14 protein-coding genes are annotated in these 17219 nt (G+C 73.3%); 6 read left to right on the plus strand and 8 right to left on the minus strand.

What is annotated here, in order from left to right; all coding sequences use genetic code 11:
- Nucleotides 1-9: 9 nt before the first annotated feature.
- The 3 genes from HZZ00_RS23040 to HZZ00_RS23050 form a co-directional block, all read right to left on the minus strand.
- Complete coding sequence (locus tag HZZ00_RS23040; protein WP_180328233.1) at nucleotides 10-2151, minus strand: bifunctional diguanylate cyclase/phosphodiesterase; 2142 nt, start codon at nucleotides 2149-2151, stop codon at nucleotides 10-12.
- Nucleotides 2148-2960, minus strand: a complete 813-nt coding sequence (locus HZZ00_RS23045; RefSeq protein WP_180328234.1) for an SAM-dependent methyltransferase — start codon at nucleotides 2958-2960, stop codon at nucleotides 2148-2150. Before HZZ00_RS23045 ends, HZZ00_RS23040 begins: the two co-directional genes overlap by 4 nt.
- A 326-nt stretch (nucleotides 2961-3286) precedes the next feature.
- Nucleotides 3287-3913 (minus strand): hypothetical protein, encoded by a 627-nt coding sequence (locus HZZ00_RS23050; RefSeq protein ID WP_180328235.1) that lies wholly within the window; start codon nucleotides 3911-3913, stop codon nucleotides 3287-3289.
- A 91-nt stretch (nucleotides 3914-4004) separates the two neighbouring features.
- Here HZZ00_RS23050 and HZZ00_RS38730 point away from each other — a divergent pair, with 91 nt between their 5' ends.
- Both HZZ00_RS38730 and HZZ00_RS23055 read left to right on the plus strand, forming a co-directional pair.
- The gene (locus HZZ00_RS38730; protein WP_257585990.1) at nucleotides 4005-4133 is read left to right on the plus strand and encodes a hypothetical protein; all 129 of its coding nucleotides are present in this window, start codon (nucleotides 4005-4007) and stop codon (nucleotides 4131-4133) included.
- Nucleotides 4134-4165: 32 nt separating this feature from the next.
- Entirely contained in the window at nucleotides 4166-4930 is a 765-nt protein-coding gene (locus HZZ00_RS23055) for a DUF4239 domain-containing protein (protein WP_180328236.1), read from the plus strand.
- Nucleotides 4931-5005: 75 nt separating this feature from the next.
- Here the strand turns inward: HZZ00_RS23055 and HZZ00_RS23060 are convergent, their stop codons facing one another.
- Nucleotides 5006-6052 carry a hypothetical protein gene (locus tag HZZ00_RS23060; RefSeq protein ID WP_180333669.1) on the minus strand — a complete coding sequence of 349 codons (1047 nt, stop codon included), beginning with the start codon at nucleotides 6050-6052 and terminating at the stop codon, nucleotides 5006-5008.
- 288 nt (nucleotides 6053-6340) lie between these two features.
- Between HZZ00_RS23060 and HZZ00_RS23070 the strand changes: the two genes are divergently transcribed.
- The gene (locus HZZ00_RS23070) at nucleotides 6341-7075 is read left to right on the plus strand and encodes a class F sortase (RefSeq protein ID WP_180328237.1); all 735 of its coding nucleotides are present in this window, start codon (nucleotides 6341-6343) and stop codon (nucleotides 7073-7075) included.
- Nucleotides 7076-7137: 62 nt separating this feature from the next.
- Here the strand turns inward: HZZ00_RS23070 and HZZ00_RS23075 are convergent, their stop codons facing one another.
- The gene (locus tag HZZ00_RS23075) at nucleotides 7138-7977 is read right to left on the minus strand and encodes a polysaccharide deacetylase family protein (RefSeq protein ID WP_180328238.1); all 840 of its coding nucleotides are present in this window, start codon (nucleotides 7975-7977) and stop codon (nucleotides 7138-7140) included.
- A gap of 410 nt (nucleotides 7978-8387) precedes the next feature.
- A complete protein-coding gene (gene lysX, locus HZZ00_RS23080) occupies nucleotides 8388-11681 on the minus strand; it encodes a bifunctional lysylphosphatidylglycerol synthetase/lysine--tRNA ligase LysX (RefSeq protein WP_180328239.1) in 3294 nt (1097 codons plus the stop codon).
- 151 nt (nucleotides 11682-11832) lie between these two features.
- Here lysX and HZZ00_RS23085 point away from each other — a divergent pair, with 151 nt between their 5' ends.
- Complete coding sequence (locus HZZ00_RS23085) at nucleotides 11833-12303, plus strand: universal stress protein (protein ID WP_180328240.1); 471 nt, start codon at nucleotides 11833-11835, stop codon at nucleotides 12301-12303.
- Here the strand turns inward: HZZ00_RS23085 and HZZ00_RS23090 are convergent.
- Nucleotides 12239-13507, minus strand: a complete 1269-nt coding sequence (locus HZZ00_RS23090) for an MFS transporter (RefSeq protein WP_180328241.1) — start codon at nucleotides 13505-13507, stop codon at nucleotides 12239-12241. The genes HZZ00_RS23085 and HZZ00_RS23090 overlap by 65 nt on opposite strands.
- 121 nt (nucleotides 13508-13628) lie before the next feature.
- Between HZZ00_RS23090 and HZZ00_RS23095 the strand changes: the two genes are divergently transcribed.
- On the plus strand, nucleotides 13629-14576 hold the full coding sequence (locus HZZ00_RS23095) for a LysR family transcriptional regulator (RefSeq protein WP_180328242.1): 948 nt from the start codon (nucleotides 13629-13631) through the stop codon (nucleotides 14574-14576).
- 51 nt (nucleotides 14577-14627) lie between these two features.
- Nucleotides 14628-16049, plus strand: coding sequence for an amino acid permease (locus HZZ00_RS23100; RefSeq protein ID WP_180328243.1), 1422 nt, complete (start codon nucleotides 14628-14630; stop codon nucleotides 16047-16049).
- Here the strand turns inward: HZZ00_RS23100 and HZZ00_RS23105 are convergent, their stop codons facing one another.
- Nucleotides 16050-17201 carry a CapA family protein gene (locus tag HZZ00_RS23105; RefSeq protein WP_180328244.1) on the minus strand — a complete coding sequence of 384 codons (1152 nt, stop codon included), beginning with the start codon at nucleotides 17199-17201 and terminating at the stop codon, nucleotides 16050-16052.
- Nucleotides 17202-17219: the final 18 nt, after the last annotated feature.

The following is a 17219-nucleotide window of genomic DNA, read 5'->3' on the forward strand; positions in this document are numbered from 1 at the left end:
CGCGCTCCCTCACCCCGTGGCGTCCGCCAGGGCCAGGTCGTGCAGCCGTTCCGGCGGGCCCGGGCGGGCGTAGTACCAGCCCTGGGCGGTGTCGCAGCCCAGCACCCGCAGCTGTTCGGCCTGGGCCCCGGTCTCCACTCCCTCCACGGTGACCGCGAGGTCCAGGCTGTGGGCGAGGGTGACGATCCCCTCGACGATCTTCAGGTCCACGGGGTCGGCGGGGAACTGCTGCATGCCCTGGGTGAAGGAGCGGTCCAGTTTGAGGACGCTCACCGGGAGACGGCGCAGGTTGGCCAGGTTCGAGTAGCCGGTGCCGAAGTCGTCCAGGGCGATGTCCACGCCCATCTCGGCGAGCCTGCGCAGGGGCTTGAGCAGGTCGTCGTCGGCGCCGATGAGCGCGGACTCGGTGACCTCCAGGCACAGGGCGTCGGGGGTGACGCCGGCGCGTTCGAGGATGTCCACCGTGTCCTGGACCAGCCCCGGGTGGCTGAGCTGGCACGGGGAGAGGTTGACGTTGATCCGCAGCGGCCCGGCGTCCTGGCCGCCGTGCCGCTCCCGCCAGGCGCGGGCCTGCCGGATCGACTCCTCCAGGACCCAGCGGCCGAGCGGCACGATCAGCCCGGTGTGCTCGGCGAGCGGAATGAACCGGTCCGGACCGAGCACCCCGTGCTGCGGGTGCAGCCAGCGCACCAGCGCCTCGGCCCCGCGCACGCTGCCGTCACCGAGGTGCACCAGCGGCTGGTACTCGATGAAGAACTCGCCGCGCTCCAGGGCGGCGGGCAGGGCCGTGGTCAGACCGTGCCGGGTGATGGCGCGGGCGTCGGCCTCCGGGTCGGCCAGCTCCGAGCGGTTGCCGCCCGCCGACTTGGCCCGGTACATGGTGATGTCCGCGCTGCGCAGCACCTCGGCGGCCGTGCGCTCGCCCGCCGGGCCCTCCACGATGCCCAGGCTGCCGCGCACCAGCAGGTCCCGGCCGTCGATGCTGATCGGGGTGACCAGCGCGTTCATGATGCGCTCGGCCAGTTCGTCCACCGTGCGTTCGGTGCCGGGGCCGGTGGTCAGCGCCACGAACTCGTCGCCGCCGAGCCGCGCGACCATCTCCCCGGGCGCGGTCGCGCAGGACTGCAACCGGTCGGCGACCTCCACCAGCAGCCGGTCGCCGGCCGCGTGCCCGAGGCTGTCGTTGATGGTCTTGAAGCCGTCCAGGTCGAGGTAGCACAGACCGAAACGCTGGTCCGGGCCGGCCGCGAGGGCCTTCTCCAGCCGCTCGAAGAAGAGCGTGCGGTTGGGCAGGCCGGTGAGTGCGTCGTGCGTGGCCTCGTAGCGCAGCCGCAGGTTGAGCAGCCGGCGCTCGGTGGTGTCCTCCATGAGCGCGAGCTGGTACTGGGGCCTGCCGTCGGCGTCGCGCAGCAGGGAGACCGTCAGATTGGTCCACAGCACCGTGCCGTCGGGCCGGTTGAAGGCCTTCTCCAGGTGGTAGTGCTCGCGTTCGCCGCGGACCAGTTCCTCGTAGAGCCGCCAGGTCTGCGGGGCGTCGTCGGGGTGCGTCCAGTCCTGCACCCGGCGGCCGCGCAGCGACTGCTGGGTGAGTCCGAACATGCGCAGCAGCGCCTCGTTGACCTGGAGGATGTGGCCGTCGAGGTCGGCGATGCCGATCCCTATGGCGGCGCCCTCGAAGACCGCGCGGAACCGGGCCTCGCTGGCGTGCAGCGCCTGTGCCACCACGCCCTGGGCGCGCAACGCGGCCTGGGCGATGGACTCTTGCTCGGCGAGGGTGCGTCGGCGCAGCGCGTGCGCGTAACCGGCGGCCATCGCGTGCTGCAACCGCGAGGAACGCATGCGCAGTTCGTCCTGGGGGCCGTCGCCGCCGCAGTAGAGGACCAGATAGGCGTCCACGCAGTCGAGGGTGCGCGAAAGTGCCTCGGGGTCGGTGCAGTGCGCCTCGACCAGGGCGGCGCCGACCGTCCTGGCGGCCTCCGCGTCGAAGCTGCGGGCGCGCAGCAGCTCGCTCAACCGGTGTGCGAGCGGCAGGAGTTGTCCCTCGAACTCGGCGCGGGTGAGCGAGGTGGAGGTGACGGGGTACAGCGCCCGGCTCCAGATCGTCGTCAGCCGGCGCAGTCTGTCCTCCGGCCCGTCCGGCTCCGCGCTCACGCCGTACGCCCCACGCCGGCGTATCCGGAGAAGGCGAACGGGTCCTCGTCCTCCGGCGCCGATTCCGGGCGCCACAGCGGCAGCGTCACCAGTCCGGGTTCCACCATGTCGTACCCCTCGAAGAACCGCGCGATCTCGTCGCGCGAGCGCATGATCAGCGGGTTGCGAATGTCCTTGTATACGTCCACCGCGCCCTCGGCCCGCTCCGCGGACACGGGGATTCCCTCGTACGAGGCATGGGTGAGGATCAGCATGCTGCCGGGCGCGAGCGCCTCGCGCAGCTCGGCCACCGCACCGTAGGGGTCGTCCGCGTCTTCCACGAAGTGCAGTATGGCAACGAGGAGGAGGGCCACTGGCCGGTTCAGGTCGATCAGCCGCCGCACCTCGGGGCTGTCGAGGATCTCCTGCGGCTTGCGCAGGTCGGCGGCGGCCACCCCCGCGTCGTCGTTGCCCGCGAGCACGGCCTCGCTGTGCGCGACGGCCACCGGGTCGTGGTCGACGTAGACGACCCGGGCACCGGGGACGGCGGACTGGGCGATCTCGTGGACGTTGCCGTACGTCGGGATGCCGGAGCCGATGTCGAGGAACTGGGTGATGCCCTCCTGGGCGGCGAACCGCACGGCCCGGCGCAGGAAAGCCCGGTTGGCCTGCATGGTCTTCGGCAGCCCGGGCATGAACTCCATGGCCCTGCGGGCGGCCTCCCGGTCGACCTCGAAGTTGTGCGAACCGCCCAGGTAGTAGTCGTAGATGCGCGAGACGCTCGGCACCGAGATGTCGATGCTGCGTGGGGCCCAGGCGGGACGCTCCATTATCTCTCCAAGGCGGGACGAAGGCGTAGGCGATCCGGTGTTCGAGCTGAGGCTACTGATCGCCCGCCAAAGGAGCGACCCGAACCGGAAATTGACCATCCGTTCCCGGTCACTGCCTGCGGCAAGTGCCTGGGCGACCCCGCTGAGTGATGTTCCAGCCAAGGCTCCGGTCACCCCTCGTCCACCGCACACCATCGGGACGGGTGACGCCCTCCGACACCTTCCGCTTGACGCGCCGGCGCCGGCCGCGTACGAACGAACGCTCGTCTCGGGGATGCGGATTCGGCCATATCGGACTGATCCGATCGTCAAACCACTGATCGTGTTTATCCCCCCTTCGGGCTAATACCGCCGCACTCCCGGGTACGGCCGCTCCACGGCCCCCATGATCTTGGCGTGCATGGACTGAACGTGACCCGACGCGCGCCCGCCTCAAGGGCGTTGGCCCTGCTGGCGCTGACCTGCGCCCTGACGGGCTGCCCGGTCGGCAGCGCGTCGGCCGATGTCTGCGCGTACACCTCCACGGGCCCGGGCGGCACGGTGGCGGTGGCCACCGCGGGCGACGTCTCCGCGTCCTTCGCGGACGGCACCGCCACGGTCTCCGCGGGCGGCACCTCGGTGACCTCGGCGAACGGCGCTCCGGCGGTCCCCGCGAGCGGCGGTCCGGCGATGCCGGCGGGTGGCGCCTCGGTGGCGTCGGCGGGCGGTGGAGCGGCGGTCTTCGCGGGCGGCGGCCACCCCTGGCCGCCGCCGTGGCACCACCATCCCTGGCCGCCGCCCTGGCACTGCCCACCGCCGCCCCCGCCGCCGTGCCCGCCGACGCCGACTCCCACACCCACCCCGACTCCGACACCCACCCCCACTCCGCCGAAGCCGAAGCCGACCCCGACACCCACGCCCCGGCCCACGCCGAAGCCCCGGCCGTCCGCCCCGGCACCCCGGCCGACGCCCACGCCCACTCCCCCGCCCGCCCCCGCGGCGCCCAGGCCCGCACCGGCCCCGAAGCCGTCGCCGACCCCCACCCCGCGCCCGGCGGTGACCCCGGTGAGCTACCCGGCGTACCACCCACATCCGGCCACCCGGCCCGCGGCGGGTCACACCCGGCCCGTCACCTACGTCCTGCTCATCGCCCTGCCCGCGATCGTCGCCGTCGCGGCCCTCCGCCCGCGCTGACCTGCCGGGCCGCTCACCTCTGGAGGTATCCCTTGTCGGATTGGCTTGTTCTCGTCCTCGGGATGCTGGGGGCCTGTGCCGTGGTGGTCGCCGTGACGCTCGTACGGCACAAGCGGGCACCCCAGGACGAGGACCCCAACGAAACGCCGGACGTCATCGAGTACATGACCATGTGGATCGGGGTCGTCTACGCGATCGTCCTGGGCCTGGCCATCGCGGGCGTGTGGGAGGCCCGTAGCTCCGCCCAGGACTACGCGCAGTCCGAGGCGCAGGCCCTGCACGAGATCTCGGAGCGGGTCCGCGTCTATCCCCCGGACGTGCGTGACCACATCCGGGCCGATGTCAACACCTATGTCAGCTATGTCGTCCACACCGAGTGGTCGACGATGATCCGCCACGAGCGCGTCACCGACCGCGGTGCCACGCTGCTGCAGAAGGTCCGTCAGGACGTCACCGACTACCGGCCCGCGAACGACTTCGAGGCGCAGGCCTACCAGCCGCTGCTGGACCAGATGACCGCCGCCGACCAGGCGCGCAACGAGCGTGCCGACTCCACCGGGGCGACCATGCCGGCCGTGGTGTGGTGGGGTCTGCTCACCGGGGCGGTGATCACCGTCGGCATGGTGTTCGCGCTCCAGATCCGGCGCACCAGGAGGGAGTTGGTGCTGGCCGGGCTGTTCTCCGCGACCATCGCCTTCATGCTCTTCCTCATCTGGGACCTCGACGCCCCCTACAGCCGGGGCATCGCCGTGACCGCCGAACCGTTCCTGAACCTGTTCCCCGGCATCAAGGGCTGACCGGGCCGACGGGGAGGAACCCGGACCGGCGGCCCGCGCACGGTGGCCACCGGTCCGGGAGTTCTCGGGAGTGCGTCAGGCGCGCCGCTCACCCCTGCGGCGCAGCCAGTAGACGCCACCGCCGATCACGGCCGCGCCGACCAGGGCGCCGCCGATGGCCATGTCGGCGGTCGTCGCACCGCTGGTCCGGCTGCCGCCGAGGCCGCCGTTGACGCCGCCGATCACGGTGAAGGCCCGAGGACGGGTCTGGGTGTGGCGCTCGCAGCGGACGGTGATGTCGTACCGGCCGGGGCGGGCGTCGCGGTTGACGTAGACGACACCCCGTGAGGTGTCGTCGCGGAACGGTGTCAGCGGGGCGGTGCGGAAGGCCCGGGAGGCCATCTGACCGCCCCGGCAGCCGTGCACGGTGACGGTGAGCCGGCCACCGGCGGCGACCACACCGGGCGTGACGACGATGTCGCGCAGGCCGTCGTCGCCGCCGGGACGGTTGCCGAAGTCGCCGCCGAGGCCGTTGTCGCCGGGACCGCCGAACTCGTCGCCCCGCCCGTTCCCGCGACCCCGCTCGCCGTTGCCGAACTCGTCGCCCCTGCCGTTGCTGCTGATCCGGCCGTTGCCGCTGATGGTGCCGTTGAAGTGACCCTCGAAGCGGCCGTTGCCGCTGAAGCCGCCGTTGCCGTTGAAGTTGCCGTTGCCTCCGCCGGGGAAGTTGCCGCCCCCGCCGCCACCGCCGAAGTTCCCGTTGCCGTTCCCGAAGTTGCCCCCGCCGCCACCGCCCCCACCACCTCCACCGAAGCCCCCGCCGCCACCGCCCCCGCCACCTCCACCGATGCCGCCGCCCCCGCCGCCGACGCCTCCGCCGCCCCCGCCGGTGCCCCCGCCGCCTCCGCCACCACCTCCGCCTCCGAAGTTCCCGCCCCCGCCCACGATGCCGCCGCCTCCGCCCACGACGTTCCCGTTCCCGAAGTTGCCGACGCCGGTGCCCGGGCCGACGATGGTCCCCGTGCCCGTGCCTCCCGTGGTGCCGCCCCCGTTGCCCATGCCGTCCGCGACGGCCACGGGGGCGGCGAGCCCGAGCACGGCGGCAGCGGTGCACGCGGCCGCCAGGGCGCGTTGGTTTCGCATGTGATCCTCCGCGGAAGGCACCCCGGGGCCCGTCCCCGGTCGATCGGCGAGAAAGCGCCTCCCGCATAGACCCTCGGGCGCGCGGAACACGCCCGCATGTCGAGAATGGTCCGTCCTGGTGATCCGACACACCGCACGACAAGCTGACAATCGGATATAGCCGCAGGTCACGGACCGTCAGAAAATTCCTGGGAACGGCAACTCGGATGGCGCACCACGAGGCACAGGTGCCACCCGTTCGCCACTCGGCCCGTCGCGGGCCGCGTGTGCGGCACTTAGCTTTTTCCCATGCGCATCGCACGGGACCAGCGACGGTCGGAGAGGGAATGGCACGGACCCGCGCCCCGGCCGTCCCCGCCCGCCCGGTACGCCGAGGAGGAAGAGGAGGAGGAACGCCGTCGGCGGCGCGCCCCCTGGGGCGTGATGGCGCTGCTGCTGCTTTCCGGTCTGGCGCTCCTGCGCAACGGTTCGGGCGAGTTCGACGTCGGTCCGCCGCAGCCCGCCTCCGCGGCGGCCCCGGACACCCGCGCCCCGGGGACCCCGGCGCCCACCGGTCTCGTTCCGCTGGGGTTCTCCGCAGTCGATCGGGTGCGGATCCCGGCGATCGACGTGGACGCGCCGGTCACCCCCGTCGGCCTGGACGCGAGCGGCGCGGTGAGCGCACCGCCGCCCGACGACCCGGACCTCGCGGGCTGGTTCACCGGCGCGGTCTCCCCCGGCGAGAAGGGCACCGCGGTCGTCGTCGGCCACGTCGACAACAAGCAGGGCCCCGCCGTCTTCTACGGCCTGGGCGCCCTGCGCAAGGGGAACCGCGTCGACGTCCTGCGCAAGGACGGACGGACCGCGGTGTTCGAGGTCTACGGCGTCGAGGTCTTCTCCAAGAGCAACTTCCCCGGCGACCGGGTGTACGGCTCGAAGGGCGCCCCGGAACTGCGCGTCATCACCTGCGGCGGCGACTTCTCCAAGCAGGGCGGCTACGAGGGCAACGTCGTCGTCTTCGCCCGCCTGGTCGCGGTCACCTGAACCACCGCGGCCCGGCGGGCGCCGGCTCCTCTGCCGATCCCGTTGCGCACGCCGGAAGTTGGTCACAGGCGTCTGTGCGGCACCGTGAGGTGGTACCCCTGGTCGAGCAGATAGGGCAGCCACTCCTGGATGGCCTCGACGGTCTGCGAGCGGTCGCCCCCGGCGTCGTGCGAGAGGATGACCACGCCGGGCGCGGCGCCGCCCTCCACCCGCTCGATGATGGTGTCGGTGCCGGGCGTGTCCCAGTCGGTGGTGTCGACGGTCCAGGCCATCGGTTCCATGCCCATCTCGGCGCCGAGTTGGAACGCGGCCCGGTTCCAGGCGCCGTAGGGGGCGCGGAACCACTGCGGGCGCTCGCCGTAGGCGTCCTCGATGATGTCGCTGGTGCGCGCCATCTCCGACTCGATCTCCGCGCGGTCGAGGGTGGTCAGCAGCGGATGGGTCCAGGTGTGGTTGCCGACGACATGGCCCTCCTCGGCCATCCGGGCCACCAGATGCTTGTTGTCCTCGACGCACTCGCCGCACACGAAGAACATCGCCCGCACGTCGTGCTTGGCGAGGATGTCCAGGATGTGCGGGGTGTAGTCGGGGTTGGGGCCGTCGTCGAAGGTCAGCATCATCTGCCGGCCGCGTGCGGAGATCTCGAAGATGGGCTCCGTGCGCACCTTCAGCCTGCGCGGCGCGGAGCGCGGCGGGCCGTCACCGGTCAGCGGCTGGAGGCGGAAGGCCGAGGACTTCAGGGGTGCCTGACGGGCCTGGGGGCCGGGGACGGGCGCGGGGGCGGCGGTCCGGACGGCCTCCTCGTCGCCCGCCACGACGAGTCCCGCGGTGCCGGCCGCGCCGAGGGCGGCGGCGGAGGCGAGGAGCAAGCGGCGGCGTGTGAACAGCTGATCCTTCTGCATGACTCATCAGTCGCCCCCACGGCGGTCACCGCACCGCAACGGCACGGTGTGCGGGCGGTATTCCACCCGGTCGGACCAGCACCGGTACCACGGTGGCACCCGTCGGGGGCCTTCGGCCGTCCCTCATCCGGCTGGGACTACGGCAACCGGCAGTGAGGCGAACGGAGTTGGCGCCCGCGGTGATCACGCGCCGGGGGCCGACCGGGCCGACCCCGAACGGCCGGGCCGCCGAGCGCGTGCTGCGGGGTCGTCGCCGCTCGGCGTGTCGCTGTTCCGGCATCATCACGGCCGTGCCCGGGAGCGGTCCGCGCCGCCGTGACCGGCACGGCCGCGTACCGGTGCGTCCCGGCGCACGGCGTCCATGACCGTTTCCGGCCGGGTCTGGCGCTGCCGGGCCCGGCCCCGGGGACTCAGCGGCGGCGCACCAGCGGGAACGGCAGGGTCTCCCGGATCGTCAGGCCGGTGAGGCACATGACGAGCCGGTCGACACCGAGACCGAGGCCGCCGGTCGGAGGCATCGCGTAGTCGAGCGCCTGAAGGAAGTCCTCGTCCAGTTCCATGGCCTCGGCATCCCCGCCGGCCGCCCGCAGCGACTGCTCGGTGAGCCGTCGACGCTGCTCCACGGGATCGGTCAACTCCGAGTACGCCGTGGCGAGTTCGACACCGAAGGCGACGAGGTCCCAGCGTTCGGCGAGCCGGGGGTCGGTGCGGTGCTGCCGGGTGAGCGGGGAGACGGCGACGGGGAAGTCCTTGTAGAAGGTGGGCAGTCGGGTGTGCTCCTCGACCAGCCGCTCGTACATCTCCAGGACGACGTCCGCGGGTTGATCGTCGGCGGTGTACGGCACCCCGGTACGGTCGCACAGCCGGTGCAGCCGCAGCAGCTCGGTGCCGGGGCCTATCTCCTCGCCGAGGACCTCGGAGAGGGCGCCGTACACGGTCTTCACCGGCCACCGGCCGGACAGGTCGTGCTCCTCGCCGTCCCTGCGGGCCACCGGGGCGCCGAAGGCGGCGGTCGCCGCGCCCTGCACCAGCTCGCGGACGAGATCGAGCATCACGTCGTAGTCGGCGTACGCCTGGTAGGCCTCCAGCATCGTGAACTCGGGGTTGTGCTTGGGCGAGACGCCCTCGTTGCGGAAGGTGCGGCCCAGTTCGAAGACCTTCTCCAGACCGCCGACGCACAGCCGCTTGAGGTACAGCTCGGGAGCGATGCGCAGATACAGGTCGAGGTCGTAGGCGTTGCTGTGGGTGGTGAAGGGCCGGGCGTTGGCTCCGCCGTGGATCTGCTGCAGCACCGGGGTCTCCACCTCGGTGAAGCCACGCTCCAGCAGGCCCTGGCGCAGGGCGCCCACGGCGGCGGAGCGGGCGCGCAGCACGGCACGGGCGTCGGGCCTGGTGATCAGGTCGAGGTGGCGCCGGCGGACCCTGGCCTCGGGGTCGGTCAGGCCCCGGTGTTTGCCGGGCAGGGGGCGCAGGCACTTGCCGGTGAGCTGCCAGGAGGTGGCGAAGACGGTGGGTTCGCCCCGGTCGCTCAGGCCGCTGTGCCCGGTGACGCTGATGTGGTCGCCGATGTCGGTGTCGGCGGTGAAACGGTCGAGGGCGGCGCCGGACCGGTCGCGGGTGAGGGCGATCTGGTGATCGCCGGACCAGTCGCGCAGCACGGCGAAGACGATGCCGCCGAAGTCGCGGACCAGCATGACGCGGCCGGCGACGGTGACCTGCGGGCCGGGTTCGCCGGGGCGGCCGGGCGGGACGTCGGCGAGGGCGTGGGTGGGGGCGCGGACGCCGACGGGGTAGGGGTCGGTGCCGGCCTTGCGCAACCGGTCCAGTGTGCGGCGCCGGACGCGGAGCTGGTCGGGCAGGCCCGCGCCCGGGGCGGCGGGCCCGGCCGCTCCCGGCCTCTCGGTGCCGGACGCCGCGGCGGGCCGGGGGCGTTGGGGAGCGGAGGATGGCCCGGTGCCGCGGTGCCCCCTTCCCCACAGGGTGCGCAGCGACGGTACGGGGACGAAGCCCTCGGCGATCCCGGAGGCCAGGCCGATGCGGGCGAGGGAGGCGGTCTCGCCGTAGCAGATGAACCGCGGGTACCACTCGGGGCGGTACTTGGCGTTGGAGCGGTACAGCGCCTCCAGCTGCCACCAGCGGGAGAAGAAGAGCAGCAGCCGGCGCCAGAGCCGCAGGACGGGCCCGGCGCCGATGCGGGCGCCCTCCTCGAACACGGAGCGGAAGACGGCGAAGTTCAGCGAGATCCGGCGGATGCCCGCCTTGGGCGCGGCGGCGCAGAGTTCGCTGACCATGAACTCCATCACGCCGTTGGGTGCGGTGCGGTCGCGGCGCATCACGTCCAGGGAGACGCCGTCCGTTCCCCAGGGCACGAAGGAGAGCAGGGCGAGCAGCCGGCCGTCCTCGCCGCACGCCTCCACCAGCAGACAGTCGCCGTCGGCGGGGTCGCCGAGCCGGTCCAGGGCCATGGAGAAGCCGCGCTCGGTCTCGGTGTCGCGCCAGGCGTCGGCCTTGTCGACGATCTCCTCCATCTCCCGTTCGCCGAGCTGGGCGTGGCGGCGGATGCGGCAGGTGGCGCCGGTGCGGCGGACCCGGTGCACGGCCTGCCGGGTGACGCGCATGTCCCGGCCGCCGAGGTCGAAGCCGGCCACGTGCACGATCGCCTCGTCGCCGAGCTGGAGGGCGCCGAGTCCGGCGCGGGCGAAGGCGCGGGCGCCGTCCTCGGAGGCGCCCATCACGGCGGGTGCCCAGGCGTAGCGGCGGGCCAGGTCCAGCCAGGCGGCGATGGCGTGCGGCCAGGCCTCCGGGTCGCCGACCGGGTCGCCGCTGGCGAGGCACACACCGGCCTCGACGCGGTACGTGACGGCGGCCTTGCCGCTGGGCGAGAAGACGACGGCCTTGTCGCGGCGGGTGGCGAAGTAGCCGAGGGAGTCGCGTTCGCCGTACGCCGTGAGCAGGGCGCGGATGCGGGCCTCCTCGTCGCCGTGCAGGGCGGCCTCCAGGCGCTGGGAGCGGAACAGCGTGGCGGCGGCGTTGAGCAGCGCGAGCGCGCCGAGCAGGCCGAGCACGAAGGTGACCTCGCGGGGCGGGCGCCCGGCGAAGGAGCTGCTGGGGACCAGGCCGCCGCAGACCCGGTCGGCGGCCCACGCCAGGTGCTGGCCGGCCGGCAGGGTGCCCGGGAACAGCAGGACGAGCCCCCAGCCGAGCAGGATGGCCACCGCGAGCCCGCCGAGCAGCACGGCGAGGGCCCGCCACACCGCGCCGCGCCGGGAGGCGGCGTAGAACTCGCCCCTGGCCGCGATCAGCAGGAGCAGCAGCAGACCGCACAGGACGAGGGAGGGCAGCGACTGGGCGTACAGGCCGAGGGCGACGCCGAGGGCGTCGGCGAGCACGACCAGGCCGAGATAGACGACGACCAGCCACCAGGCGACCTTCTTGCGGGCGGCGGTGGCGCCGGCCAGCAGGAACAGGAAGACGGCGTAGGCGAGGTTGGCGCTGATCGGCACCAGCAGCAGGTCGATGCCCCGGACGAGCGGGCGCAGCAGCAGCCGCAGCGGTTCGATCAGCGCGATCGCCGCGCACAGCACGCCGAGCCCGGCGAACAGGCCGGCGAAGGCCTTCGGTACCCGGCCGAGGCGTCCCCCGCCGGGCGAGCGCGTCGGCGCCGCACCGGTCCTGCGCGCGGCCGGCTCCGCGGTGGCGGTCATGCCTCCGACTGTAGGAAGGGGGCGGGGGACGCGCGCGCTGGGCGGGCCGGTGCGTGCGGTGGGTGCCTTCGGGGGCGGTGGCCGCGGTGGGGTGGCGAAGGCGCGCCGCACCGCGAGAGGGGGGAAGTAAAGGTTCCGATAATCTCAAGATGTGACGGAGCAGCACGAGCAGCATGCGCACCAGTTCGAGCGGGGCACCGACGGCCCGAAGGTCGTCCTCGTCGGGGTGGACGGTTCCGACTCGTCCATGCGCGCCGCGGCGTACGCCGGCGGTCTCGCCCGGCGCCAGCACGCGCTGCTGGCCGTGGTGTACGTGCAGCCGGTGCTGGCGGCCGGGGCGGCCCTCGGTGCCCCGGTGCTGGAGACCGCCAACGAGATCGCCGAGGACCTGGTGACGCAGATCCGGGAGGCGGCCGAGCGGGTCCGGGGGATATTCGAGTTGCGCTGGGAGTTCCACACCTACCGCGGCGACCCCTACACCGGCCTGGTGGCGGCGGCCGAGGAGCTGAAGGCGGACGCGGTGGTGGTGGGCGCCTCCGAGCAGGCCGGGCACCGGATCATCGGGTCGGTGGCGGTGCGGCTGGTGAAGGCGGGACGCTGGCCGGTGACGGTCGTTCCGTGACCGCCGCCACGCGGCGTCCCGGCACCAGCGGCCACAGCAGCAGCGGGGTGGCGAGCATCAGCACCCCGGCCAGGCCCAGCGCGGTGCGCGCCCCGACGACGGCGGCCACCAGCCCCCACAGCGCGGTGATCGCGGCGGTGCAGGCCTTGCCGGTGACGGACCAGGCGGCCAGCATGCGGGCCACCCGGTCGTTCGGGGTCAGCTCCAGGCGCTCGGTGACGACGAGCGGGTTGAAGATGCCGCAGCACAGGATCAGCCCGGCCTCCACGACCATCACCACGAGCAGTCCGGCCGTGCCGGACCCGACGAACGCGAGCCCGATCGGCCAGCAGGCGCGCAGCACACCGGAGGCGAGCAGCACCCGGCGCCTGCCGTAGCGGGTGGCCAGCGGGCGGGCCACCCGCGAGCCGAGCAGTCCGCCGAGGCAGGGCACGGCGAAGGCGAGCCCGTACTGCCAGGGGGCGAAGCCGAGATGGCCCAGCATGAGCACCGACAGGACCGGCGAACCGGCCATGATCAGGGCGTTGCCCAGGAGCACGTTGAAGAACAGCGGGCGCAGGGCGCGGCTGCTGAGCAGGTGCCGCCAGCCGTCGAGGAGTTCACCGGCGCGGGGCGCGGCGGTGCGCTCGGGGACGGTCTCGCCGCGGCCGATGGCGCGGATGCCGAGGGCGGACAGCAGATAGCTGACGGCGTCCGCGGCCACGGTGGTCACCGGCCCCAGGAGGCCGGCGAGGGCGCCGCCGAGCGGGGGACCGAGCACGCTGGCGGTCCAGGTGGTGGACTCGAACCGGCCGGCCGCGGTGAGCAGGCCGTCGGACGGCACCAGCGCCTTGAGGTGGGCGCCGGAGGCGGCGGTGAAGGTGATGTCGGCCGCCGCGACGATCACGGAGACCACCAGGAGCTGCCCGAAGCCGAGCACGCCGAAGGCGTAGGCGGCGGGCAGGGTGAGCAGCGCGGCCCCGCGCACCAGGTCGGCCGTGATCATCACGGGCCGCTTGCGCCGGAACTCGATCCAGGGGCCGAGCGGTACGGCGGCCACCGCGCCGACGGCCACCCCGGCCGAGGCGAGCAGCGACACCTGGGCGGAACCCGCGTGCAGCACGAGAACCGCGATCAGCGCGAACGCGTCGAACGCGAGCCAGGTGCCGAAGGTACTGACCGAATACGCCGCCCACAGCCAGCCGAACTGCCGACCCAGCCTCATCCACAACCTCCCGTTGACCCGGCATATGAAAACCAGCAGGTGGCCTGCGGTTCAAACAACCGGCACGACGACGACCACAACCGTTGGTTGTACATCAGCACTCGGTGGCTACGATGGCCGGGTGGACCTCAAGGCCGTGCGCACCTTCGTCACCGTGGTGGACAGCGGACAGTTCCAGGAGGCGTCCGCCGTCCTCGGCATCACCCAGCAGGCCGTCTCCAAGCGGATCGCGGCGCTGGAGAAGGAGCTCGGGGTGCGGCTGTTCCGCCGGACCGCGCGCGGGGCGGAGCCGACCATCGACGGGCAGGCGTTCCTGCCGCACGCCCGTGAGCTGCTGCTGGCCGAGGAGCGGGCCGCCGCCTCGGTGCGGCCGGGCCGGCGGGCGCTGCGCGTGGACGTGGTCGGGGCCCGGCTCGGCCCGGCGGGCCTGCTGCGCGACTTCCACCGGACGCACCCGGAGACGGCCCTGGACGTGGTGACCCTGTTCGACGCGGACACGGCCGTCGCCGCCGTGCGCGCGGGCACCATCGACGCGACGTTCCGCGCCGTCGGTCCCCGGCTGCCCGAGGGCCTGCGGGCCGCGCGGGTCTACGACGAGGCCGTGCAGCTGCTGACCGGTCCCGCGCATCCCCTCGCCGGGGCCCGCTCGGTGCGGCCGGCAGAGCTGGCCGGGCACCGGATCTGGATGCCGGGCCTGGTGGCCGGCACCGAGTGGGCCGCCTACTACGAGGCGCTGGCCGCCGAGTTCGGGCTGACCATCGACTCGGTGGGCCCCGACTTCGGCTCGGAGGCGCTGCTCGACACGGTCGCGGACTCCGCCTCGCTCGCCACCCTCGTCGCCGAGGGCATCCGGCTGGTCTGGCCCGCCGGGCACGATCTGCGGCGGATCCCGCTCACCGATCCGACGCCGGTCTACCCGCACTCCCTGGTGTGGAGCGCGGCCAACGCGCACCCGGGCCTGGCCGTGCTGCGCGCCCATCTCGCCGCCCGGCCCGCGAACCGCCCGCCCTCGCGCCCGTGGACCCCCGCCTGGGCCGTGCGTGGCTCCTTCCCTGCGGCGCGACCCTGAGCCATCATGAACCCGCGTCAGCCGTTTGCCGTCGGCGAAGAGGTGAGGCGCATGGCCAAGCTCCGCGCGGGTGAGGGGATTCTCCGCCGCAAACCCATCGAGCACATCGAGGAGACCGAGGCCGGTCAGGGGCCCCGGCTGGAACGGTCGCTCGGGCTGTGGCAGCTCACGGCGATCGGCGTCGGCGGCATCATCGGTGCCGGTATCTTCACGCTCGCCGGCACGGTGGCCAACGGCACGGCCGGTCCCGCGGTGCTGGTGTCCTTCCTGATCGCGGGCGCGGCGAGCGCGTGCGCGGCGCTGTCCTACGCCGAATTCGCGGGGCTGATCCCGAAGGCGGGCTCGGCCTACACCTACGGCTACGCGGTGCTCGGCGAGTTCGCGGGCTGGTTCATCGGCTGGGACCTGCTGCTCGAGTACACGGCGATCGTGGCGGTCGTCGCGATCGGCATCTCGGGCTACTTCGGCTTCCTCGTCGAACAGATGGGGGCGAAGCTGCCGCACTGGATGATGGGCGCGCCCGGCACCGGCTCCGGGCACCGGGTGGACCTGTTCGCGGTGGTGCTCTGCCTGCTGATCGCCTGGCTGCTCAACCTCGGCATCCGCAGCGCGGCCCGCTTCGAGACGCTGGTGGTCGCGGTGAAGGTGCTGGTGGTGCTGCTGGTGATCGGGGTGGGCTTCTTCCACATCGACACGGCGAACTACCACCCGTTCTTCCCCTACGGCGTCGGCGGCGCCTTCACGGGCGCGGCGACGGTGTTCTTCGCGGTGTTCGGGTACGACGCCATGTCGACGGCGGCCGAGGAGTCCAAGGACGCGCAGCGGCACATGCCGAAGGCGATCATCTACTCGCTGGTGATCGCGATGGTGCTGTACGTGGCGGCCTGCCTGGTGCTGACGGGCATGCAGAACTACCGGCACATCGACAAGGAGAGCGGGTTCTCCACGGCGTTCAAGTCGGTGGGCCTGAACGGGCTCGCGAACGTGATCGCGGTGGGTGCCATCATCGGCATCCTCACGGTGATGTTCACCTTCATGCTGGGGGTGACCCGGGTGTGGTTCTCCATGTCCCGCGACGGTCTGCTGCCCAAGTGGTTCGCCAAGACGCACCCGACGCGGCACGTGCCGACCCGGGTGACCTGGATCGTCGGGGCGGCCTCGGCGCTGATCGCCGGGTTCCTGCCGATCGGCGAGGCGGCCGAGCTGACCAACATCGGCATCCTGCTGGCGTTCGTGGTGGTCTGCACGGCGGTGATCGTGCTGCGCTACCGGCGCCCCGACCTGCCCCGCACCTTCCGCACCCCGGCGGTGCCGTTCGTGCCCGCGCTGGGCGTGCTCTTCTCGCTCTGGCTGATCACGTTCCTCCAGTGGCAGACGTGGGTGCGGTTCGCGGTGTGGTTCCTGATCGGCTGCGCGGTCTACTTCGGCTACTCGTACAAGCGTTCCGCGCTGGCCGAGCGGCGGCCCGAGTGATCACTCCCCCATCACCAGGCCGTCCTTGGCGGCGCCCCGGCTGAGCACCACCTCCCGGATCCGGTCGCGCACCCCGGCGAGGTCGGCGCCGCCTTCGACGGCCCGGCCGACGTCGATCACGCGGCCGGCGTCGAGGTCGTACAGCTGGGGGACGAACTCGGCCCGCGTGACCTGCCAGCGGCCGCCCGGCCGGGCGGGTGGGGCGAAGGTGAAGCGGGCAAGGGTGGACTCGTCGGCGCGCGGGTCGCGGGCGCCGTGGGCGTCGTCCGGCTGCCCGGAGATCTGGTCGCCCAGGCCGTAGACCACCCAGGTGCCGTTGACCTTCTCGTACGGCTGCGGGACATGGGTGTGGCTGCCGAGGATCAGGTCGATGTCGGGGCGGCCGCCGTCCGCGGAGGCGGTGAGCCGGCGGGCGAGGTCGGTCTGCGCCGCGGTCGGGGCGTCGTCGCGGTCGGTGCCCCAGTGCAGGGAGAGGACGACCACGTCGGCGCCGGCCCGGCGGGCGGCGCGGGCGTCGGCGGTGATCCGGCCGACGTCGATCGGCCGGAGCGCCCAGGGCTGCCCGTCGGGCAGCGGCCGCTCGGTGTCGAACGTGTACGACAACTGCGCGACCTTGGCCGATCCGGCCCGGTGGAGCGACACATAGCGGGCCTCGTCCGCGCTGCGGGCGGTGCCCGCGTGGTCCAGGCCCGCCTCGTCCAGGGCGCCCAGGGTGCGCCGGACGCCCTCGGCACCGTCGTCCAGGGCGTGCTCGGAGGCGGTGGCGCAGCCGTCGTAACCGGTCTGGGCGAGGTCCCGGGCGAGCTGCGGCGGGGACAGCGGGGCGGCGTCGCCGTAGCCGTTCTCCAGGTGACACAGTGCCAGGTCGGCGCCGCTGACCAGGGGTTCCACGTCGGCGAGCATGGGCCGGAAGTCGTAACCGCCGGAGCCCGCGCCGGCGGATGCCTCGGCGTCGTAGGAGGCGCGGTCCAGGACGGCGGCGTCCGTCAGGACGTCGCCGGTGGCGACCAGGGTGAAGCCGCGGGCGGCGGCGGGCGGCCCGGGCGCGCCCTCGCGGGCGGCGGAATCATGGCGGACGTGGTCGGCACAGGCCGCCGCGGTCGCGAGGACGGCGGTCAGGGCCAGCGCCACCTGGTGTCTGCGTCCGATCATCAGCTCACACCTCGGGAT

The sequence above is a fragment of the Streptomyces sp. NEAU-sy36 genome (assembly GCF_013423905.1).
In the GTDB taxonomy this organism is placed as follows: domain Bacteria; phylum Actinomycetota; class Actinomycetes; order Streptomycetales; family Streptomycetaceae; genus Streptomyces; species Streptomyces misionensis.